The 22844-nt window shown below is 57.0% G+C and carries 15 protein-coding genes and 1 pseudogene; 5 read left to right on the forward strand and 11 right to left on the reverse strand.

The annotated features are described in order from the left end of the window. Nucleotides 1–40: 40 nt before the first annotated feature. A complete protein-coding gene (locus tag Q6A48_RS23960; RefSeq protein ID WP_304556883.1) occupies nt 41–2368 on the forward strand; it encodes an OLD family protein in 2328 nt (775 codons plus the stop codon). A 445-nt stretch (nt 2369–2813) separates the two neighbouring features. On the opposite strand, the gene Q6A48_RS23965 is transcribed toward Q6A48_RS23960, so the two are convergent. The 8 genes and pseudogenes from Q6A48_RS23965 to Q6A48_RS24000 all read right to left on the reverse strand — a co-directional run bounded on the left by Q6A48_RS23965 (nt 2814) and on the right by Q6A48_RS24000 (nt 13645). Further along, nucleotides 2814–4139, reverse strand: coding sequence for a hypothetical protein (locus tag Q6A48_RS23965; protein ID WP_304556884.1), 1326 nt, complete (start codon nt 4137–4139; stop codon nt 2814–2816). A 464-nt stretch (nt 4140–4603) separates the two neighbouring features. Beyond that, a complete protein-coding gene (locus Q6A48_RS23970) occupies nt 4604–5416 on the reverse strand; it encodes an HNH endonuclease (RefSeq protein WP_304556885.1) in 813 nt (270 codons plus the stop codon). 1 nt (nt 5417) lies between these two features. Further along, nucleotides 5418–7058 (reverse strand): ATP-dependent nuclease, encoded by a 1641-nt coding sequence (locus Q6A48_RS23975; protein ID WP_304556886.1) that lies wholly within the window; start codon nt 7056–7058, stop codon nt 5418–5420. Nucleotides 7059–7324: 266 nt separating this feature from the next. Continuing rightward, nucleotides 7325–8536 (reverse strand): annotated as a pseudogene (locus Q6A48_RS23980) (tyrosine-type recombinase/integrase). A gap of 307 nt (nt 8537–8843) precedes the next feature. Beyond that, complete coding sequence (guaA, locus tag Q6A48_RS23985) at nt 8844–10421, reverse strand: glutamine-hydrolyzing GMP synthase (protein WP_304556887.1); 1578 nt, start codon at nt 10419–10421, stop codon at nt 8844–8846. Nucleotides 10422–10500: 79 nt separating this feature from the next. Further along, nucleotides 10501–11970, reverse strand: coding sequence for an IMP dehydrogenase (guaB, locus tag Q6A48_RS23990; protein WP_304556888.1), 1470 nt, complete (start codon nt 11968–11970; stop codon nt 10501–10503). Between the two features lie 291 nt (nt 11971–12261). After that, nucleotides 12262–12810 carry a sugar ABC transporter ATPase gene (locus tag Q6A48_RS23995; protein ID WP_304556890.1) on the reverse strand — a complete coding sequence of 183 codons (549 nt, stop codon included), beginning with the start codon at nt 12808–12810 and terminating at the stop codon, nt 12262–12264. 67 nt (nt 12811–12877) lie between these two features. Further along, nucleotides 12878–13645: a sulfite exporter TauE/SafE family protein gene (locus tag Q6A48_RS24000; RefSeq protein ID WP_304556891.1), complete on the reverse strand. Its 768-nt coding sequence runs from the start codon at nt 13643–13645 to the stop codon at nt 12878–12880. A gap of 229 nt (nt 13646–13874) precedes the next feature. On the opposite strand from Q6A48_RS24000, the gene xseA reads away from it, so the two are divergent. From xseA to ltrA, 4 genes are all read left to right on the forward strand, one after another. Further along, on the forward strand, nt 13875–15254 hold the full coding sequence (gene xseA, locus Q6A48_RS24005; protein ID WP_304556892.1) for an exodeoxyribonuclease VII large subunit: 1380 nt from the start codon (nt 13875–13877) through the stop codon (nt 15252–15254). Between the two features lie 3 nt (nt 15255–15257). Beyond that, a complete protein-coding gene (locus tag Q6A48_RS24010) occupies nt 15258–16079 on the forward strand; it encodes a peptidoglycan DD-metalloendopeptidase family protein (RefSeq protein WP_304556894.1) in 822 nt (273 codons plus the stop codon). Between the two features lie 459 nt (nt 16080–16538). Next, nucleotides 16539–18218: a 2-isopropylmalate synthase gene (gene leuA / locus Q6A48_RS24015; RefSeq protein WP_304556895.1), complete on the forward strand. Its 1680-nt coding sequence runs from the start codon at nt 16539–16541 to the stop codon at nt 18216–18218. A 483-nt stretch (nt 18219–18701) separates the two neighbouring features. Beyond that, on the forward strand, nt 18702–20018 hold the full coding sequence (gene ltrA / locus Q6A48_RS24020) for a group II intron reverse transcriptase/maturase (protein WP_440137894.1): 1317 nt from the start codon (nt 18702–18704) through the stop codon (nt 20016–20018). Between the two features lie 220 nt (nt 20019–20238). Here the strand turns inward: ltrA and Q6A48_RS24025 are convergent, their stop codons facing one another. From Q6A48_RS24025 to Q6A48_RS24035, 3 genes are all read right to left on the reverse strand, one after another. Next, entirely contained in the window at nt 20239–20643 is a 405-nt protein-coding gene (locus Q6A48_RS24025) for a hypothetical protein (RefSeq protein WP_304556897.1), read from the reverse strand. Between the two features lie 63 nt (nt 20644–20706). Then, on the reverse strand, nt 20707–21501 hold the full coding sequence (locus Q6A48_RS24030) for an amidohydrolase (RefSeq protein ID WP_304556898.1): 795 nt from the start codon (nt 21499–21501) through the stop codon (nt 20707–20709). Further along, nucleotides 21489–22637 carry a pyridoxal phosphate-dependent aminotransferase gene (locus Q6A48_RS24035; RefSeq protein ID WP_304556904.1) on the reverse strand — a complete coding sequence of 383 codons (1149 nt, stop codon included), beginning with the start codon at nt 22635–22637 and terminating at the stop codon, nt 21489–21491. The genes Q6A48_RS24030 and Q6A48_RS24035 overlap by 13 nt, the downstream gene beginning before the upstream one ends. Between the last annotated feature and the right edge of the window lie 207 nt (nt 22638–22844).

The following is a 22844-nucleotide window of genomic DNA, read 5'->3' on the forward strand; positions in this document are numbered from 1 at the left end:
GTAGAGATAGACTTTTTCGACTTTTGCATCGGGTCGCATCATGGCAAACGGGCTCCTGGCAGAATCAGGAGCACAGCATCAGGGATCAGATAAGCGCTTGGAATGTGGGGTTCATGGAGCGCTTACAATCGAATTAGGTCTTACAGGAAATATTACTCGACTTATTTCTCTAGAGAACCGCCAAAACCCTGCAGATATAGTTGTTGCTCACAAAGGCGCAACAACCGTAGAGATCATCTTAGAGTTCAAAGATAAAGACTCTAAAATTAGAGTATTCCAGCGAAAGCTAAAAGACCGAATCCCTAACACATCGAAGAGAATATCTAGATTCGCAGAGCTATGGGAAATAAATGAAATAATAGATGGAAAAGCTATTCCCGCGCAAAAAAATGCTCTAGAGCAATATTTTGGCAGCAAGGATTTTTCACGAGACTTTCTGCTATTTCATTATGTACAGCAGGAAGAAACCTCTAGATTCCTTAAAACGAACAACGAAACACAACGAGCTGAAGAACTTGCCCAGCTTTTCGGCAATACACGTGATGCCGATGAAAAGCTTAGTAAGCTGACGGAAATTTCTCGCAAGATAGCTACCTCGAAAAGAAGTGTTACGTCGCAGATCGAAAGCATTAAGCAAGTGTATAAGATCGATAACAACACCAACATCACAACTGACACCACTGAGCCGCATGCCTATGTCTTTCCGTGGTTGGCCGAGGAAAGCAAGGAGGTCTTCTGGGATGCAGTCACGATTTCTGAGTTCAATCAGGAAAAACTCAACAGCTCCCTGGAAGAAATTAACAATGTCAAAAACCTTCTCACGCATCAGCTGTTTTTTATCAGAAACCGTCGTTTTGAGAATGCTGCACTCCAAAGAGAAGTTCTCAAGCTTTATGTTGGCTACTACAACTCAATTAACCATCATGACCTATATATCACAACAAATAGCTTGTACCGGTCAATACAGCAATTCCACTCAATAATGAAAAGTGGTGACCTCAAGCAAATCCGCAACACCACCAATCTCGATTTTATCTTCCAAGCGTTGGCCTATGATAGCAGTGAATCATTTAAATCTGCCGTCCAAACACTCATTGAGGAAGAAGAAAAAGCGAGTGGTTTGAGCTCCATTTACTCCGAACTACTCAAACATCATGATGCCATGTCTGCTGGGCTTCAAAGCGTGCCAAACGAAGCTACCTGCTTGCTTTGTGGTCATGACTACCAGACTCATGACTTACTAATTCAGGCAATTTCTCAGCATGGCCACCTGATTCGGTCACAACTTTCCGGGCAAGACAGGCAGTTAGTATTAGTCAGGGATAAATTCAACACAGATTTCTTGTCTCCATTGATTAAGGCTTGCAATACCTACCTAGAACAAACTACTGCTCCTACACAAGAAGACTTACTCTCACTTTCTAAGGCGCTGGCAGCAAAAGAGCGATTTGACAAGCTCAGCAAATGGCTGCTATCTGAAAAGATTGAGTACAACGATTTGCTTGCAACAACGTTTCCAGTAACCGGTAGAGAAGATTATATTATAGGGGCAGCAGACAAATTATGTGAGCGGATACGCTCGGCAATCGGCTTAGCACCAGAAGGTTATTACGAGGCGAATGGTAGCAATACATTTGAAAGAATCTACAGAGACTACTTCAACAGTGAACAGGAAAAAATCTCGCTGGTAACCGTTGCTCTTTTAGAAAAGAAAGAAAAATACATAAAAACGCTCTATTTCAGCTCACTAAAAGACATCTCTGAAAAGCTCGAAAAACTAACGAAACAACATAATAACTTAGAGCGTGCGACTGACGACTTAGGCGAACTCATCACAAAAGTTCGTACTCAAATCCGACAGTATAGAAAAAAGCTCATCACCGACATCGAAATCCCTTTCTATATTTATTCCGGTAAAATTCTTCAAACGCACCAAGCTGGGCTTGGACATGGTATTTTCATCAAAGACCCTACAGGAGAGGATGAACTGAGGAACGTGCGATTAGTTTCAAACTGGGAGAGCGATCACGACATTCTTAACACTATGAGCTCCGGCCAAATATCTGCCGTCGTCATCGCTCTAACCCTCGCATTACATAGGGTCTACTCCACAAAATTCTCAAGTATCTTAATTGACGACCCAGTCCAGACTATGGATGACATAAATATGGCATCTCTGGTCGAAGTATTGCGCAATGACTTCAGCGAGAAGCAAATTGTCCTTTCCACGCACGAAGAAAAAGTTGCCAGATATTTTACTTATAAATATTTAAAGCATGGAGAAAATGTAAAAATAATAAACTTAATGCAAAGGAAAGAATACGTACCAAGCAATAGATTTTTATATAGTCCAACAAAAAACGACTGACTCCCTATTGACAGAATAGATTAAACGCCCTATCAACGTGAGCATTCAAGTTCTGGATGTCGAACCTCTGCGGACTCGACATCCAGCACCTTGGCATGGATAGCTCAATCCAATAACGCAGATAGGACATTCGAGACTTTAAAAGTCTTAGTATCAGACTGGCCAGCCTAAAATCAGCGTATGGTGCCGTCTCTATTTTTTGACAGCCAACGTAACCGTCCGGCAAACACATCTTCCTGAAGCTACCGCCGAGGCCATGGTGTCCACCTAATTTAAGTGGACACCAGTTTTGGCCCATTGGACTACCCCGTCCCGGTAGACATCCCTGGCCTATGCCGGTATCCCCGCTTTCAGATACCAATGACTGAGACAGACTCCAGTGGCTCCGATGAAGATGAGTTCGCCAGACACTTACTGCGAGAAAGCTTAGCTCCGAGCTGTTTCCTCAAATTATCAACGTTTCCTCAACCTCGACAGAGGGCGAAGGAAACAGCACCTCGCGGGCGCCGTCGCGGTATACAAGGTGATGACGTATACCGGACGCTGGCGACGCCCACTCGCCCACCATATCCTCGCCGTCTCGCTGCATCAGAACGTAGATATCTGCTTTCTGATAGAAATAGTGACGAGGGGGGACAGGGGTGCTCAAGGGGCCGTTGGTGAGCTGAAGCTCAGAAGGTTCTTGCGACAGCCGGCCGACCGGTGTATCGAGTGTAAGAAGTCCAATTTTGCCTTCTTGCAGAGCTTTGATAAAACCAGGATGTCGATTCGCAATCGCCACATCAAAATAGGTGTTGATTACACTATTGGAGCCCTGCCTCACCACGGATGGTTGCACGAAGAAAACACCATCGAACCCGTAGTCTTGCACGTCATCTGTGAGCATGGATTCAGCTGCCTGCTTGAGCACTGCGACTTCAATGGAACTGTGAACGCGGATCCATAGATATCGAAAATAGTCGTCATTGTACTTGAGATGAGCGCCCATGTTTTCGGCGGCTTCTTTCAACCTGGTTTCCGCATTTCTAAGCGCGTTGCGGTGTTGCGGGCACAACATGGACACCTGACTGGATCTGAACGTCGATGCCCTAGGGTCTCTTGAGCGTGGCATCACCTTGAAGGTCAGTGAGCTACCTTTGAGAGTGTATGTATCAGGGCGTTGAAGTACGTCACCCACAAACTTTATGAGCCGCTCGAATGTCTCCGGTTCGATGTGTGTATCCGACTCCAGGTAAAGCTCACCATCTAGCTTTAGCGCGCGTAGACGCTGATCGAATGCCGCTTTGAGTCGGTCGCCGTACTGATGAAATGCTGCTTCGTGCGAAGTCAGCCCCTGATTTTTGATGGAAACGTAGTATTTGAAACCGCTCGGAAATTCAACCTGCAGATCGTAGCCTTTCTGATTTCCCTTAGCTGGAGCGACCTCTCCTTGCTGCGACTTGATAGAACCGCAGGTCAATATCTCGGTGGTGAAGCCGTGGGCATTCGCTACGCCTGATTTGACCTTTTTAGCCGTCTGCCTGAGCCATCCAGCATGCTTCGGCGCAAGTTCCTGGATGCATTTGCCTAGCCCGAAAAGCTCGCAGGTAGAAAGCCAATCCTTACGCTTCCAAAGGGCTTGAAGGCGGTGTTGTTCCTTACCTTCCTGCCCTTTCAACCACTCTGCCCCGAACAGGTCTTCAACCGCCGCGATGCACCCCGTTGCGAATTCAGCAGGATGCTCTTCTTGTGAGTCCCTGAGGTGAGAGATATCCCTTCCAAAACGATCCAACGTTTAATACCCACCGCTGCCAATGATTTAGATCCACGCAATCGTGGGGCAATCGACTCAAGTCGTCTACCCATCGTGCGAGATTATGGGTGAGACCGATGCGAGAGTTGAATGCGTCGACATGCTTACCAATATGCCATACCGCATGAGACATGGTACAGAGTTAACAGGCGAGTTTAGGCTCTCGTCCTACCGGTAGTAAGCTGCTGCAGCCCTACTCGTGGCGAGACGAACGTTGCATCCCAGACTGAGACCTAAACCCTAAAGGATTACAGCTTAACCCGTCGCAATGTGCCTTCCCCGGACGCTTACCAGCCAATGGCCGCAAGCTGCTTTTTTCTAATAAATAATCCAGCCAACTTTCCTGCACCAGTCCGTCCGCATCGGCTTTAGAGGCCAAGGTTTTCATAAAAAATTCACCAAAGTACTGTGGATTTATTTCTTGTTACTGATCAAAGTACTTTTCATAACAACTGCAAGTACCTGAGCGCATCATCATTTAAGCTCAAGCCATGCCAGAAGGCGCAACGCCATCCGTTAGCCGACTTTCCGCATTCAAATTCATAGCTTTCGAGCCGATGAAGTTCTGTTTTTATGCTCGCCAAGCTAGATCGATCTGGAAGAAAAGTCCTTATGCCATTGATCAAGACCCCCCATTGTGTCGTCAGATACTCATCGATTCCCGCCCGTCTTAAGACATTGTCGATGTGCCACTGAACAACAGCAAGCTGACTTCCGACCACATTGTAAGGTATTGGCGTCAGCAGTGGCGCATTCCAATCAGGTTCAAATCGTACAGAGAGGATCTTGTTGTTTGCAAAGTAGTCAAAGTATGGATGCAGAGGGCGTTCTCCTGCATTCACACCTTTAAACGCATTGTTTCTCTTGTTGTTGCATCTATCACAAGCTGGCACTAAATTTTTTGAATAAAATGAGAATTCTGCATAATTTGCTTTGGGCAGGTAATGATCCAAGGTCCCCAGTGCGTCTCGCCCGCACACGGGGCACACGCCGTCAAGTTGAGATCGCAGCGTCGCAATGAAATTTAGGACAGATGGTGGTGCTTTATAAATTTCGTTAAGGTCTTCTTTTAGTGGAAGGTATGACGCATCCTCGGCGATACCCCAAGGATCACCATTGCAAATATCATATGCTTGATAGCGCTCAGCAATATCAGCTATGCGATGCACAATTGCCTTAGCATTTCCCTTTCTAGAGTGCTGCAGAAAGCTGAGAAGCAAATTATCTTGAATGACGGGTGGATCTACTTTCCTCATTTTATTGCTCCATCATCCTTCGCAGGCGCATGAGAGCTTCGGCACTCAATTCCGAAGAGTATTTATTAAGCGCCTCCGAAAATGTATTACTCTCTTGCTCGGCCAACTCTAACAGTTCTTCATAAAGATGGTGCGGCAGATCGTCACCAAATACCTCATTAGAGATTGATGCGACATTGGCTCCTAGCGTTTGCATGCGCGGTTTTCTTACCGTGAGCACTCCTTCTTCATTACGCATCACATGCACCTGAGCACTTTGAACTTCTCGAACGACAAATGGGGAATGTGTGGCGACGAATGCTATGGACCGTGTGCCGTTCAGGATTTTATTTAGGCTACGCATAAACCTTGATATAAGATTCGGATGCAGAAAATTCTCCGGCTCATCAATAATCAGCGCGGATGCCGGCCCGGAGTTAGCTAGTGCAACCAATATGAATTTTAGAAAGGCCTGCTGGCCCAAGCTAAGTTTACGCTCCTTTCCGTGCTTATCGACAAACCTCAATGACTGCCTAGAGGCGACATTTGCTGCATTATTTAAAATGCGTTGCTCCCCGCCACGCTTCCACTCTGAAAATGGCATATAGTCTACATCGTACGACGCAATTATTCCTGACTCTCCCGGCCTATCTTTTTTCATTGGGACAAGAACTTCAAACTCACTGAATTCAGTGCGCAAAATATCCGAGAGATGGTTAAGCAAAGCACCTTGAGCATCATGCCCCCGAGCCACGTCAACAAGCAATGTAGTGGCAGAGTCCTCGCCTTGCTTCCGGGGGCTTGCTGGATTGAATGTAAAAATCCTAGCTCTCGCCAGCCCCTCCTTTGAAGAGGGAGAGAATTGTCGAACAGAGGCAGTGTGAATAAAAGCTATAACTTGATTCAGTTCGGGGCGATTGATTATTTCAGCAGATCGACTTTCCTTATCTGCCAAAACTTTTGAGAGCTTTGCGAGCGCCGAAGTTTTGCCACAGCCATTTTGCCCAATGATGACTGCGATCCGTCCTCTAAGAAAATTTTGGCTGTCAAACTGGAAATCGAACTGGGCCTGCGGGCCGGTTCCCTTCAACACAACACTGAAAGGCTGACGGGCATCAGCATCAAGTTCTTGCAAACCTTGCAATATTCGCTCAGCCTTGCGATAAGCAAAGTAGGCTTCGCTTGATCTAATCATCGCATGAGTGAACACTTCTTCTTTATAGAAATCGTGCCAACTATTTATGAAGGACCGGCTTTTAGTCGTTGCCACATCTTGTAAGCTAGATAGGACTTTCCTTGCCTGTGGCTCACCTAGCGTCCGCCGCAAAAAGCTATATGACTTTGCATCTGTCAGCAGAGTGCGGAATGGTTTTTTGATTTCGCGGTGGTAAATTTCAGGTTTTTCAGGCGAAAGCAGACTGCCAACAGCTTGAAAGAGATCTTTTTCTCCTTGAATTGCACACCTCCCTTCAAGCCAATAAATTTGCCCTTGTTTATCGCGATAACCTATAGAGCATGCTATAAGGTAGCCGAAATCGTTAAATTTACGGGCCAGCGGAACAATGAATGCTTCTGCGTTGGAGCTCTCCGCGAAGCTCTCATCTAAAAGGAATGAAGTCAGTGGCTGGTTTGGATTAGCGTTAGAGTTTTTTTTTGCTGGCATTCCAAAATCCATCTTAACTTGGGCGGGCTGCGACATTATATGCGCGAGCGGCCTACTGATATTGTCTGAAAAAAGCGGTGCACTTTCTGAACTGCGGACAGATTTACTGGGATGACTGTCTGTCTCTGGCGGTTAGCCGGTCAGTCGTGAATTATCGCTCACCCCTAAACAAATGTACGCGACTCGTCAGCACCGATAAAATCTCTGACCAAGTGCATGTCAATTTTCCCTCAAGCGACTAGCTGAAATGAGGGGCGAATACGCAGCTATCCATTTATTTTCCTAGATTTCTTAAGCGTCCATTCATCAATCATGTCGGCCCCAATCCTGCAACATCGCACGACGCTGATCCCGGTATTCGGCCTTGCTGTATACGGCGCGCACGCCCTTCTGCTCGTCCGCAAGACGCTTCTCGATCCAATCCGAATTGTAGCCCGCCTCGTGCAACAGCGTGCTGGCCGTGCGGCGAAGATCGTGGGGGCCGAATTTCCCTAGCGGCACTCCCTCCTTTTGAGCAAGCCGATAGGTCAGCGTCAGTACCTGGTTGATCGTGGCCGCACTCATTGGCAAATCAGAGTCGTAGCGTGACGGCAGAATGTAGTCTGAACCTCCAGCCAAGGTTTTCAACGCGATGAAGAAATCCAATGCCTGCTGGGACAGAAACACCAAATGAGGGTTACGACGCTTCATCCGCTCTTTGGGGATCGTCCACAGCGCCCCGCTGAAATTGATCTCACCCCACGTCGCGTTGGTCAGCTCGCTCTTGCGCACCATCGTCAGCAGGAGGAGTTTGGCCGCTGCACGAACAGAGGTCGCGGTACCGATTCTGTCCATGTACTGGTACATCAGCGCAATTTCATCGGGCGTCAACGCACGGTCAAGTGGCTCAAATTTCGCGATGCTGGCAGGCCGTACCAGATCGGCCGGGTTTTCAACCTTCTGGCCACGCTCAATGGCCCAACGGAAGACTTGCAGCACGATCTCCCGTGAGTGGACGGCGGTTGCAGGGGCACCCCGCTCCACTATGGCATACGTCAGCGCTCGCAGATCCTCATGGGTGATTTCGACCAGTTTCTGATTGCCAAACTTCGACTTCAACTCACGCTCATAGACTGATCGCCGCATGTCTCGCGTTGAGTCCGCCATCTGGTAACCGCGTAGCCATTTTTCAGCCCAAGCGTCAAAAGTCTCAGCACCCTTCGTGCGCGCCTTCGCACGCGCTTTCTCCTTTGCCGGAGACTTGCCAGCGGCGACATCTTCTTCGCCTCCCCTAGCCGCTCGCGAGCCTCTGCCAGAGTGATCCCCCCTAAGCCATAACGACCAAAGGTGATGGTCTCCTGACGGCCGTTGATGGAGTAGTTGTAGCGAAAGGAGATTGAGCCGGCTGGGGTGACGGCCACGTACAAGCCGTCACGATCAATCACCTTGTAGAGCTTGTCTTGGGGCTTGAGATTTCGAAGCTTGGTATCGGTGAGCATGGCTTCCACTATTTCCATGAAAAAATACCATGCCCTGAAAGGCGCGGAAAAATGAGGTCAACCCCAGTAAAACCAGGCCTTTAGGTTAACCCGATACCATGCCAACAATGGGGCAAGGGACATGGTATTGAGCGTCACGCATGGCATTGGATGCAGTCAGTACCCCGTACCATTCCACATAAACACCATGCTTGGCGATGCAGAACGCTACCTGAACTTGCCAGACCCAAAAAGCCGAAAGCCCGCAATTACGCGGGCTTCCGGGGTGTTTCTTACCACTTGATGCCGGTCTATGCCGGACGCGGGATCATTCCCACTCAATCGTCGCCGGCGGCTTGCTCGACACGTCATAAGTGACGCGAGAAATACCTTCGATCTCATTGATGATGCGACCGGAAACAGTTTCCAGCAGCTCATACGGCAGGTGCGCCCAGCGAGCGGTCATGAAGTCGATGGTTTCCACGGCACGCAGGGCCACGACCCAGGCGTAGCGACGGCCATCGCCGACCACGCCCACCGATTTCACCGGTTGGAACACCACGAACGCCTGGCTGACCTTGTGATACCAGTCGGCCTTACGCAGTTCTTCGATGAAGATGTGGTCGGCACGCCGCAGCAGGTCGGCGTATTCCTTCTTCACTTCGCCGAGGATCCGCACGCCCAGGCCCGGGCCCGGGAATGGGTGACGGTAGACCATGTCGTAGGGCAGGCCCAGTTCCAGGCCGAGGCGACGCACTTCGTCCTTGAACAGCTCGCGCAGCGGCTCGACCAGCTTGAGGTTCATTTCCTCCGGCAGGCCACCGACGTTGTGGTGGGACTTGATCACGTGGGCCTTACCGCTCTTGGCGCCGGCCGACTCGATCACGTCGGGGTAGATGGTGCCCTGGGCCAGGTACTTGATGTTGTCCAGCTTGCAGGATTCGGCGTCGAACACGTCGATGAAGGTGCGGCCGATGATCTTGCGCTTCTTCTCCGGGTCGGACTCGCCGGCCAGGTTGTTCAGGAACTGCTCTTCGGCGTTGGCGCGGATCACCTTGACGCCCATGTTCTCGGCGAACATGGCCATCACTTGCTCGCCTTCGTGCAAGCGCAGCAGGCCGTTGTCGACGAAGACGCAGGTCAGTTGATCGCCGATGGCCTTGTGCAGCAGCGCAGCAACCACGGATGAGTCCACACCGCCGGACAGGCCCAGCAGGACGTTGTCGGTCCCCACCTGGGCGCGCACCTGGGCGATGGCGTCCTCGGCGATTTTCGACGGGGTCCACAGGGCTTCGCACTCGCAGATGTCGAGGATGAAGCGCGACAGGATGCGGCCGCCCTGCTTGGTGTGGGTCACTTCCGGGTGGAACTGCACGCCGTAGTAGCGGCGATCATCGTTGAACATGCCGGCAATCGGGCAGCTCGGGGTGCTGGCGAGGATGTGGAAGTCTTCCGGCATCCGGGTGACCTTGTCACCGTGGCTCATCCACACGTCCAGGCCGAACAGGCCGTCGGCGTCGACGTGGTCTTCGATGCCGTCGAGCAAGCGGCTCTTGCCGACCACATCGACGCGGGCGTAACCGAACTCACGCAGGTCGGAACCTTCGACCTTGCCGCCCAGTTGCTCGGCCATGGTCTGCATGCCGTAGCAAATGCCGAAGACCGGCACGCCCAGGTCGAACACGGCTTGCGGGCAGCGCGGGCTGTTGGCTTCGTGCACGGACTCGGGGCCGCCGGCGAGGATGACGCCTTTAGGCGCGAATTCGCGAATCGCTTCGTCATCCATGTCGAACGGGTGCAATTCGCAGTACACGCCGATTTCGCGCACGCGGCGGGCGATCAGCTGGGTGTACTGGGAACCGAAGTCGAGGATCAGGATGCGGTGAGCGTGAATGTCGAGGGCCATGACTCATTCTCATGTAGTGAATCAGAAACAACTCGGGGCTGAATGAACAGCCCCGGTGATTAACGTTTTGCTGAAGGCCTTAACCTACGCGGTAGTTCGGCGCTTCCTTGGTGATCTGCACGTCGTGGACGTGGGACTCGGCCATGCCGGCACCGGTGATGCGGACGAATTCCGGCTTGGTGCGCATCTCTTCGATGTTGGCGCTGCCGGTGTAGCCCATGGAAGACCGCAGGCCACCCATCAGTTGATGGATGATGGCGCTCAGGGTGCCCTTGTACGGCACGCGACCTTCGATGCCTTCCGGCACCAGCTTCTCGGCACCCGCGGAGGAGTCCTGGAAGTAACGGTCGGAAGAACCCTGGGCCTGGGACATGGCGCCCAGCGAACCCATGCCGCGATAGGCCTTGTAGCTACGGCCCTGGAACAGTTCGATCTCGCCCGGTGCTTCTTCGGTACCGGCGAACATCGACCCCATCATCACGCAGTAGGCACCGGCGACGATGGCCTTGGACAGGTCACCGGAGAAACGGATACCGCCGTCGGCGATCAACGGCACGCCCGTGCCTTCGAGGGCGGCGGCGACGTTGGCGATGGCGCTGATCTGCGGCACGCCGACACCGGCGACGATGCGGGTGGTGCAGATCGAGCCTGGGCCGATACCGACCTTGACTGCGTCGGCGCCGGCCTCGGCCAGGGCCTTGGCGGCTTCGCCGGTGGCGATGTTGCCGCCGATCACCTGCACGTCAGGGAAGTTCTGCTTGACCCAGCGAACGCGGTCGATCACGCCTTTGGAATGACCGTGGGCGGTGTCGACCACCACCACGTCAACACCAGCGTTGACCAGGGCGGCAACGCGGTCGCCGGTGTCCTTGCCGGTGCCGACGGCAGCGCCGACGCGCAGGCGACCCTGGTCGTCCTTGCTCGCCAGCGGGTAGGCCTTGGCTTTCTCGATGTCGTTGACGGTCATCATGCCCTTGAGGGCGAACTTGTCGTCGACGATCAGCACGCGCTCGATGCGGTGCTTGTGCAGCAATTCGCGGACTTCGTCCTTGCTGGTGCCTTCCTTGACCGTGACCAGGCGCTCTTTCGGCGTCATCACTTGGCGGACGGTGGCCTCCAGACGGTTCTCGAAACGCACGTCGCGGGAGGTGACGATGCCGACCAGGTCGCCATCGTGCAGCACCGGGACGCCGGAGATGTTGTGCATGCGGGTCAGTTCGAACAGATCCCGGACCGTGGCGTCAGCCTCGATGGTGATCGGGTCCTTGACCACGCCAGCCTCGAACCGCTTGACCTTGCGCACTTCGGCGGCCTGCTGTTCGATGGTCATGTTCTTGTGGATGATCCCGATACCGCCTTCCTGGGCCATGGCAATGGCCAGGCGGGCTTCGGTCACGGTGTCCATGGCGGCGGAAACCAGGGGGATATTCAGTTCGATGCCACGGGTGAGACGGGTTTTGAGACTGACTTCGTTAGGCAGCACCTCGGAATAACCAGGCACTAGGAGAATGTCGTCGAAGGTCAGGGCTTCTTGGCTGATACGCAGCATCGCGGGGGCTCCCGAGCGGGAAAATGGAAGCGCGCCATTATACTCATGCACCCCGCCTGGCTCAATGTAAAACTCTGTCTATTATTGCCGGGGTGATCGAGGGGCTCGAAAATAACACCCTTCGTACACCGAGCCCTGTGGCGAGGGGATTTATCCCCGCTGGGGCGCGTAGCGGCCCTGAACCCAGCCCATGCGGTACATCAGGCAGATCGCATTGCCTACCTTGGGACTGCTGCGCAGTCCAGCGGGGATAAATCCCCTCGCCACAAAAGCACTCTCTGCTGTGCCTTCCTACAACTCCACCTTCACCCAACTCACCGGCTGATCGAGCCAATCGGCGAATTCGTCGAGGAATTCCTGCTTGAACCCCGCCTCCAGCCAATTGTTGAAAATGAACCCCAGGTTGGAGAACGCACACGGTTGCAGGAACAGGAAGCCGTTGATGTCATCCTCGTGCCCGCATTCGGGGCAGGTGAAGTTGTCGGTGCGGCCGGGCATCCAGTCTTCCAGGCTCTCGAACAGGGCTTCGCCGACTTCCCGGCGGCATTCGGCACAGCCGGCCTCCTCCAGAAAGCCCTTGGCCGGCGTGTAGATGCAGCGCTTGGTGATGATCTCCAGGCCGTTGATCGCTTCGCCGAACGGCAAGGCGTCGGGGTGCAGCACCACGTTGCTCGCGCCGGGGGCGATGGCGTGGGCCATGCGATTGCCGGTGCGCCCGCAGGTGGTCAGTTGTTCCTCGACGATATTCTTGCGCACCAGCCAACGCACGATTGCCCGGGCCCGGGGCTCGTGGACGGGCAAGGTGGAGATTTTCGGGACGATGATGCTCTGGGTGTTCATGGCGAGGCCTGGGTTGGTCTGGCGGGTGCGGTTAAAGGCCGGCAGCTTAATCCCTGGCCGGGCCAGGTCAAGCACTCAGGTAGCGACCGATCAAGGCAATGCCGCTGGCGAGCACCAGCCAGGTCACCAGGCGCACGAACGTCTCGCGCGACATGCGCAGGGTCAGGCGGCGCCCCACCCACAGCCCCAGCGCCATGGCCGGCAACAAACACAGCGCCAGTACCAGCAAGGGTAGCTCGGCATACACGCCCGCGACAGCGAACAGGCTCAAGCGCACCACGGTGCTGCAACTGATCAGCGCACTCTGGGTCGCGCGGGCCGGCTCCTTGGGCAAGCGACTGTTCAGGTAGATGGCATAGAGGAAGCCACCGCTGCCAAACAACGCCCCGAACATCCCGCCGACGATCCCCATCGGGAACGACCACAGCGCCGACAGTTGCGATGGCCGGGTCTTGATCAACAAGCTGTAGATGGCATAGGCACTGATGAACAGCCCCATCAACAGCAGCAACAGGTCGGACTTGAGGTTGAGCAGGAAAATCACCCCCAGGGTGCAACCCAGCGCCATGCACGGCAGCAAGCGCAGCAATTCGGGCCGGGACACGTCCCGCCGCGAGGGCAACAGGTTGCCGAAGGCCGCGACAAAATCCAGCAATACCAGCAGCGGCACGATCTTCGACAGGGGCAGGAACAGCAGCAGGATTGGCGCCGCCACCAGCGCCGTGCCGAACCCGGCGATGCCGAACACGATGTAGGCCAGCATGATCGCCAAGCCGATCACCAACCATTCCATGGGCGCGAAAGCCCACTGGCCCAACCACGACAGAAGATTCATTGTCGACTTCCTTGATGACGAAGGGAGCGACTTTAGCCAGATCCTGTGGGGTACATCCAGCATTTGTGGCGATTGGTCTATCGCTATCGCGAGCAAGCTCGCTCCCACACTGGATCTTCAGTGCGACATAGATCCAGTGTGGGAGCGAGCTTGCTCGCGATACAGGCAACTCGGTCTAATTGCTTGCTCGCATGGAGATTCACCGCCAAATGCCCTTATCATGCCGCCCATGATTAAAGATCCCTTTGCCCGCCTGGGCCTGGACCGCGAAGTCCTGACTGTCAGCCAGCTCAACGGCCGCGCGCGGGTGCTGCTCGAAGACGTGTTCAGCAACATCTGGGTCGAAGGCGAAATCTCCAACCTCGCCCGCCCCGCTTCCGGCCATGTGTACTTCACCCTCAAGGACAGCGGCGCGCAGGTACGTTGCGCGCTGTTCCGGCAGAACGCCGCGCGGGTTCGCCAGGCCTTGAAGGACGGGCTGGCGGTGAAAGTGCGCGGCAAGGTCTCGCTGTTCGAAGGGCGCGGCGACTATCAACTGATCCTCGACACCGTCGAGCCGGCCGGCGATGGCGCCCTGCGCCTGGCCTTCGATGCCCTGAAGGAAAAGCTCAGCGCCGAGGGCCTGTTCAGTGCCGAGCGCAAGGTGCCGCTGCCGGCCCATCCGCAACGCATCGGCATCATCAGTTCGCCCACTGGCGCGGTGATCCGCGACATCATCAGCGTCTTCCGCCGCCGTGCGCCGCAGATTGCCCTGACGCTGATTCCCACCGCCGTGCAGGGCCGCGAAGCCACCGCGCAGATCGTCCGCGCCCTGAAGCTGGCGGACGCACGGGACTTCGACGCGCTGATCCTGGCCCGGGGTGGCGGTTCGCTGGAAGACCTGTGGTGTTTCAACGAAGAAGCGGTGGCCCGGGCCGTCGACGCCTGCGTGACGCCCATCGTCAGCGCCGTCGGCCATGAAACCGACGTGTCCATCAGCGATTTCGTCGCCGATGTACGCGCCCCGACCCCCTCCGCCGCCGCCGAACTGCTGGCGCCGGATGCCGGCGACCTGGTGCGCCGGGTCGAAAGCCTGCATCGCCGGCTGGTGATGCGCATGCGTGACCGCTTGATGCGCGATCAACTGCGCCTCGAAGGCCTGATCCGGCGCCTGCGCCACCCCGGTGAACGCCTGCGCCAGCAAGCCCAGCGCCTCGACGACCTGGACATGCGCCTGCGCCGCGCCTTCGAGCGCAGCCTCAATACCCGCCGCGAACGCTTGATCCGCCTGGAAACCCGCCTGGCCGGGCAACATCCCGGCCGGCACCTGGCCTTGCTGCGCCAGCGCCTGGACAGCCTGGCCGAACGCCTGCCCCGCGCCATGCGCGAAGGCCTGAAAACGCGGCGCGTGCAGTTGCACAACCAGATGCAGACGCTGCACATCGTCAGCCCCCTGGCGACCCTCGGCCGCGGCTACAGCATATTGCTCGACGAACGCGGCCATGCCATCCGCAGCGCCGGGCAAACCCGGACCGGCCAGCGCCTGAGCGCCAAGCTCGGCGAAGGCGAACTGCTGGTGCGGGTCGAAGACAACCACCTGACGCCGGTCACCCTTTCTCTACTGGATTGATTCATGCCGCGATTCCTAGCGCCCCTGCTTTTGCTGTGCCTGACCTTCAACGCCCACGCCGACAGCTACATCACCCGCCTGCTGAACAAACCCGTGCCGGGCGGCGTGGCCGTGGTCGACCTGGGCAGCGCGGCCCAGGCCCCAAAAGCCAGCTACCAGGGCAAACCGGTGCTGGTGGTCAAGGAACAGAACAACTGGCTGGCGATCGTCGGCATCCCGCTGACCGTCCAGCCCGGTACCCAGCAGATCAGCAGCGGCGGCACCACCCAACCGTTCGTGGTCGGCTACAAGAAGTACCCCGAGCAACACATCACCCTGAAGAACAAGCGCCAGGTCAACCCGAACCCGGCGGACCTCAAGCGCATCGACGCCGAACTGGCCGTGCAATTGAAGGCGTACCGCAGCTTCAGCCCGAATATCCCCAGCAACCTGCTGCTGGACAAACCCGTCAACGGCCCGTTGTCGAGCAAGTTCGGCGTACGCCGCTTCTTCAACGGCGAGGAACGCAACCCTCATGCCGGCCTCGACTTCGCCGTGCCCGCCGGCACGCCCATCAAGACCCCGGCCGCCGGCAAGGTGATCCTCACCGGCAACTACTTCTTCAATGGCAACACGGTGTTCGTCGACCACGGCCAGGGCTTCATCAGCATGTTCTGCCACATGTCGAAGATCGACGTGAAGGTTGGCCAGCAACTGGCCCGGGGTACGGTAGTCGGCAAGGTTGGCTCCACTGGCCGCGCGACCGGGCCGCACATGCACTGGAACATCAGCCTGAACGATGCGCGGGTGGATCCGGCGATTTTCATTGGGGCGTTCCAGCCTTGAGTCTTGCAGCGAGGCTACTGGCCTCATCGCGAGCAAGCTCGCTCCCACAGTTGGATCTGCTGTGAGCCTACATCCACAGAGATCCCTGTGGGAGCGAGCTTGCTCGCGATGACGACAGCCGCATCACCCCATACTCTAAATTGCCAAGCTCAAAACATCGACGCAATCCCTGATAACCATACTTGACCTACACGCGATAAAATCTCGCAAACCCGTCTTAAAACAGAACTTCTCCCAATTTTTTCCGACTGCTTGCAACCCCCCGTCCACACGGTTAGGGTTGAGGGCATGAAAACCGCTCACACCCTCATCCAGCTTCGCCAGCACCGCAGCCTGTGCCTCGTCAGCGCACGACTGCCGGGCTGAATCGCGGCACCTCGTCCCGGCTGTGAAGCCACCCCCGTTCGAACCACCGGCAGGCCGCCTTTTTCCGGCCACGACAATAAAAGGATTCCCCCGATGAGCATGCTCAAAGACCCGTCTTCCAAGTACCGCGCCTTCCCCACCATCAACCTGCCGGATCGCACCTGGCCGTCGAAGACCATCACCGCCGCGCCGATCTGGTGCAGCTCCGACCTGCGTGACGGCAACCAGTCGCTGATCGAGCCGATGGACGCGGTGAAGAAACTGCGCTTCTGGAAAACCCTGGTCGCCGTCGGCGTGAAGGAAATCGAAGCCTCGTTCCCGGCCGCTTCCCAGACCGACTTCGACTTCGTGCGCACCCTCATCGAAGAGGGCCACATCCCGGACGACACCACCATCCAGGTGCTGACCCAGGCCCGCGAAGACCTGATCGCCCGTACATTCGAATCCCTGCGTGGGGCGAAGAAAGCCATCGTCCACCTGTATAACGCCACCTGCCCGTCGTTCCGTCGCATCGTGTTCAACCAGGACAAGGAAGGCGTGAAGGAAATCGCGGTGAACGCGGCCAAGCTGTTCGTCAAATACGCGGCGCAGCAGCCGGAAACCCAGTGGCAGTTCGAGTACTCGCCGGAAACCTTCAGCGCCACCGAGCTGGAGTTCGCCAAGGAAGTGTGCGACGCGGTGATCGACGTCTGGAACCCGACGCCCGAGCACAAGGTGATCCTCAACCTGCCCGCCACCGTGGAAGTCGCCACCCCGAACATCTATGCCGACCAGATCGAATGGTTCGGCCGCAACATCAACCGTCGTGACAGCGTGATCATCAGCCTGCACACCCACAACGACCGTGGCACCGGTGTGGCCGCCACCGAGCTGGGCCTGATGGCCGGCGCCGACCGTGTCGAAGGCTGCCTGTTCGGCAACGGCGAGCGTACCGGCAACGTCGACCTGGTGACCGTGGCGCTGAACCTCTACACCCAGGGCATCGACCCTCAGCTGGACTTCTCCGACATCGACGGCGTGCGCAAGGTCGTCGAGGAATGCAACCAGATCCCGGTGCACCCGCGCCACCCGTACGTCGGCGACCTGGTCCACACCGCGTTCTCCGGCTCGCACCAGGACGCCATCCGCAAGGGCTTCGCCCAGCAGAAACCGGACACCCTGTGGGAAGTGCCGTACCTGCCGATCGACCCGGCCGACATCGGTCGCAGCTACGAGGCGGTGATCCGGGTGAACAGCCAGTCCGGCAAGGGCGGCATCGCCTACCTGCTGGAACAGGAATACGGCATCAGCCTGCCGCGTCGCATGCAGATCGAGTTCAGCCAGGTGGTCCAGCGCGAAACCGACCGCCTCGGCCTGGAAATGACCGCCCAGCAGATCCACGCCCTGCTCCACAGCGAGTACCTGCAAGCCAACACCCCGTACGCGCTGGTCAGCCATCGCCTGCAAGAAGAGAACGGCAACAGCGCGGTGGAAGTCGAAGTGGCCAGCAAGGGCCAGGGCGAGACCAACTTGCACTGGCGCGGCAAGGGCAACGGCGCCCTGGAAGCCCTGGTGGCCGGCCTGCCGGTGCCAGTGGAGATCATGGACTACAACGAACACGCCATCGGCGCCGGGACCCATGCCAAGGCGGCGGCCTACATCGAACTGCGGGTCAACGGTGAGCGCGCGGTGCACGGCGTGGGCATCGACGAAAACATCACCACCGCGAGCTTCAAGGCCCTGTTCAGCGCGCTGAACCGCTCGCTGAGCCAGACGGAAGCCAAGGCGGCCTGATCGTTTAGCGAAAATGCAAAAAGGCCCCGGGGTGTGAACCTCGGGGCCTTTTTGTTGTGCGCCCAGCATGGGCGCAATCTTGTGGGTGAAAGTCCCGCCGTAAGCTGACCACAGCGAACGAAGTGAAGCGCAACTGCATGAGGGCGACCGAGTGTGGGGAGGAAGCGTGAATCGAAACCGCGAGCCGATGAACAAGAACCGGATATAAGGCGATGCTGACCAGGGCGAGCGAGCTGCAAATCGCGAAGCTCTTGTGGTCAAAGGGCGGCAGCGTAAATTCGGCGGTTGTGCGGGGAAGGATTGCGTTCTTACCTGGGGAGATCTCGCCTTATGCCTGAAAGGGCGACGGTGCAAGCTGGAGCGAGAAGTCAGCAGAGGCCGTAGTAGTCTTTTTTTTTTGACGAAGGGCTGAACGAGAGAAAGCGCTATAGGCCATGTTGATGCGAACGACCGGAAGTCAGATGCCTGCCAAACGCGGGGCGGATGGAAACAGGGAGCGGTGAAACCGTGAGAGGTCCCGTCAGCGACGAGGTCAATCGCCCGCAAGATGAATCCTACAACGCAGGGCAAGGGCTGCTGGAGCGGGCCTTTGCGAGAGCAAACCTGAAGCGAGCCTGGAAACGGGTCAAGGCCAACAAGGGGGCAGCGGGCGTCGATGGTCTGGACATTGAACAGACCGCTGAACATTTGCTGACCCAATGGCCCGCGATCTGTGAACAACTTCTTTCAGGCATCTACCGGCCCAGTCCGGTACGACGTGTGGTCATTCCCAAGCCTGACGGCGGTAAACGCGAGTTGGGCATTCCAACGGCCACCGACCGGCTGATCCAACAAGCACTGCTGCAAGTTTTGCAGCCACTGCTCGATCCAACTTTCAGTGAACACAGCTACGGCTTTCGCCCGGGGCGCAGTGCGCAGGACGCCGTTTTGGCGGCTCAGCGCCATGTGTCTTCAGGGCGCAAAGTGGTAGTGGATGTTGATCTGGAGAAGTTCTTCGACCGGGTCGACCATGACATTTTGATTGATCGTTTACGCAAGCGGATTGCGGATCGGGCGGTTATCCGGCTGATTCGGGCGTATCTGGATGCGGGAGCGCAGATCAATGGAGTCGTCGAGAAAAGCCGCTGCGGGGCGCCGCAAGGGGGCCCGCTGTCGCCGTTGCTGGCGAACGTGCTGCTGGACGAAGTGGATCGGGAGCTTGAGCGTCGAGGCCATAGCTTCGTGCGCTATGCCGATGATGCGAATGTGTATGTTCGCAGCAAGAAGGCAGGGCAGCGGGTGATGGCTTTGCTGAAGCGCCTGTATGAAAAGCTGCACTTGAGCGTCAACGAGAGCAAGAGTGCGGTGGCGAGTGCATTTGGCCGCAAGTTTCTTGGGTACGCCTTCTGGGCTTCTCCACAAGGTGTCAAAAGATCGGTGTCGGTCAAGGCGCGCAAGCAGTTCAAGCAGCGAATACGCGTGCTCACCCGTCGCTCAGGGGGACGCAGCATGGGGCAGGTTGTAGAAAATCTACGTCCTTATCTCTTGGGCTGGAAAGCTTACTTTGGGTTATCGCAAACACCGAAGGTCTGGCAAGAGCTGGACGAATGGATACGACACCGACTGCGAGCGATCCAGCTTAAGCAATGGAGGCGTGGACCGACGATCTATCGCGAACTGCGGACTCTGGGGGCCAGTGCTCAAACCGCACGGAAAGTGGCGGCTAACTCATGTAGTTGGTGGCGTAACAGCCGCTTTGAGCTTAATCGAGTGCTGGATGTGGCATGGTTCGACAGGCTGGGTCTGGTGCGACTCTCATAACCTCAATCTCTCGAACCGCCCGGTGCGGACCCGCATGCCGGGTGGTGTGGCAGGGGAGCGGCCTGTGAAAGGCTGCCCCCTATGCCGATTGGCTTCAGGTTTTGTGGGGCCTGCCAGGGCCTCATCGCGGGCGGACTCCCTCCCACAAGGGTCTGCGTCACGGCGAACCACTGTGGGAGCGAGACTGCCCGCGAAAGAGCCTTGTCAGCCGACAAAAATGTCAGGCATGGGTATCAACAGAAACCGTCATGGCCTGCAACAGCGAACCGCGCAGGCTCATCAACGTCGCCTGGGTGCCCATGATCTGGGCTTGGAGGGCCATGGCCTGCTGGGCCTTTTGCTCTTCACTGGCCCTGCTGTTCTCGACCTGGGCCAACTGGGCTTGCTGTTGGGCCAACAGTTTCTCGGCCTGCTCGATCTGCTTCTTCAGCTGTTCGATGACCTGTTGGTTAGTGCCGCCGCCGGCGCTCTGCGCGCCGCCGCTGGCAGGTGCTTTATCATCGTCGCTGTTACCGAGCGATACGACCACGGGGCCGGTCGCGGGCTCTTCAGCGGCGCCCTGGATCGAGATTTTAGGGGACGACTGCAGATAAGGGTTGAGCGTGGATGCACTGATGCTGGTCATAGGGATTCCTCCTTGGCTGACCGGTTATCGGCACCTGACACCGTTACTTTAGGCTGAAGCGTTTCAATGGGTGAATTCGAACGTATCGGCATCCAGATTCGCCGGAAACCGCGTGCGGTACGCGGCCAGGTCCGCGGCGTTCAGGCACACGGTGAACACGCCATCGGCGTCACCGGCGCTGAGCAAAGTCTCGCCCTGGAAATCCAGCACCTGGCTGTCACCGGTGTAGGCGAAGCCCTTGCCGTCGGTGCCGATGCGGTTCACCGCGGCGACGTAGCACAGGTTCTCGATGGCGCGGGCTGGCAGCAAGCGGTTCCAATGCTGGCGCCGGGCGCCGGGCCAGTTGGCGGTGTACAGCAGCAGGTCGGTGTCCTCGGCGTCGCGGCTCCAGACTGGAAAGCGCAGGTCGTAGCAGATCAGCGGACGAATCCGCCAGCCCTTGAGCTCGAACAGCACCTGGCGCTCACCCGGTGTGTAGTGGTTGTGCTCCCCCGCCATGCGAAACAGATGACGCTTGTCGTAATGCAGCACTTCGCCGTCCGGTCGCACCCAGAGCAGGCGGTTGCGGTGGCTGCCGTCGGCGGCCTGGATGATCACACTGCCGGTGATCACCGCATCGAGCCGCGCGGCCTGGGTGCGAAGCCAGACGCTGGTGGGGCCGTGCTCCGGCTCCGCGAGGGTGTGCGAGTCCATGGAAAACCCGGTGGTGAACATTTCCGGAAGGATGATCAGGTCCGCCCCGCGAGCCTGCTCCAGCAGGCCTTCGAAATGCTCCAGGTTGGCCTGGCGGTCGTGCCAGGCCAGCGTGGTCTGGACCAGCGCAATGTCGAGGTTCGGCAACGCGCTCAAATCACGCATAGTTTTTCCGCCGCTTCACGCAGCGTCTCCTCGCGCTTGGCAAAGCACAGGCGCACCAGGCGCTGGCCTTGGGGTGGGTCCTGGTAGAACACCGACACCGGAATCGTCGCCACACCGTGCTCGCGAGTCATCCAGACCGCCATGTCGACATCGTTCAGGTCCGGGCGGATCCGGCTGTAATCCACCAATTGGAAATAAGTGCCGGCCACCCGCTTGAAACTGAAGCGCGACGGGGCCAGCAGATCGCAGAACAGGTCGCGCTTGGCCTGGTAGAAGGCCGGCAACTCTTCGACGTGCTCAGGGTACTGGGCCATGTAGTCAGCCAGGGCGTACTGCAACGGCGTCACGCCGCAGAAGCTGACGTATTGATGCACCTTGCGCAGCTCGGCGCTCAAGGCCGGGGGCGCCACGACGTAGCCGGTTTTCCAGCCAGTGACGTGGTAGGTCTTGCCGAACGAACTGACCACGAAGGCCCGTTGGTACAGTTCTTCGTGGGCCAGCACGCTGGCATGGGCAACGTCGTCGAACACCAGGTGTTCGTAGACTTCATCGCTGACCAGGCAGATATCACGGTCGCGAATCAACGCCGCCAGCTGATCCAGCTCGGCGCGGCTGATCAGCGCCCCGCTGGGGTTGTGAGGGGTGTTGAGGATGATCATGCGGGTCCGCGGGCCCAGGGCTTCGCCAAGTGTCTGGAAGTCGATGGCGAAGTCATCCAGGCCCAATTGCACATGCACGCAACGCCCACCGGCCAACGTCACGGCGGGTTCGTAGCTGTCGTAGCAAGGGTCGAACACGATCACTTCGTCACCGCTGCGGACCACGGCGGCGATGGCGCAGAAAATCCCCTGGGTCGCCCCCGGGGTCACGGTGATCTCCTGGTCGGCATCGACGCTGGCGCCGTAGCTGCGGGCGATCTTCGCCGCGATCTGCTGGCGCAGCGCCGGCAGGCCGGTCATGGGCGAGTACTGGTTATGGCCTTGGGCAACATGGCGGCCCACCGCATCGCGCAAGGCCTGCGGACCATCGAAGTCGGGAAACCCCTGGGACAGGTTCAGCGCGCCGGTCTGCGCGGCAAGCTGGGACATCTGGGTGAAAATGGTGATGCCGACATTGGGCAACTTGCTGGTGATCATCAACGGTCCCTGCTCTGCACCCGGCTCTGGCACGGCGCGGGAGAAACCGAGGATAGCCCAATCGCCGGGCATGAAAAAGGGTGCCCATGGCACCCGATATCACTCAATTACATAACACCCAGCCTGAAACCAAACCTTGTGGCGAGGGGATTTATCCCCGCTGGGTTGCGCAGCAACCCCAAGCATTGGACTCAGCCTGCCTGACAC

The sequence above is a fragment of the Pseudomonas citrullilanati genome, assembly GCF_030580855.1.
GTDB classification, from domain to species: domain Bacteria; phylum Pseudomonadota; class Gammaproteobacteria; order Pseudomonadales; family Pseudomonadaceae; genus Aquipseudomonas; species Aquipseudomonas citrulli.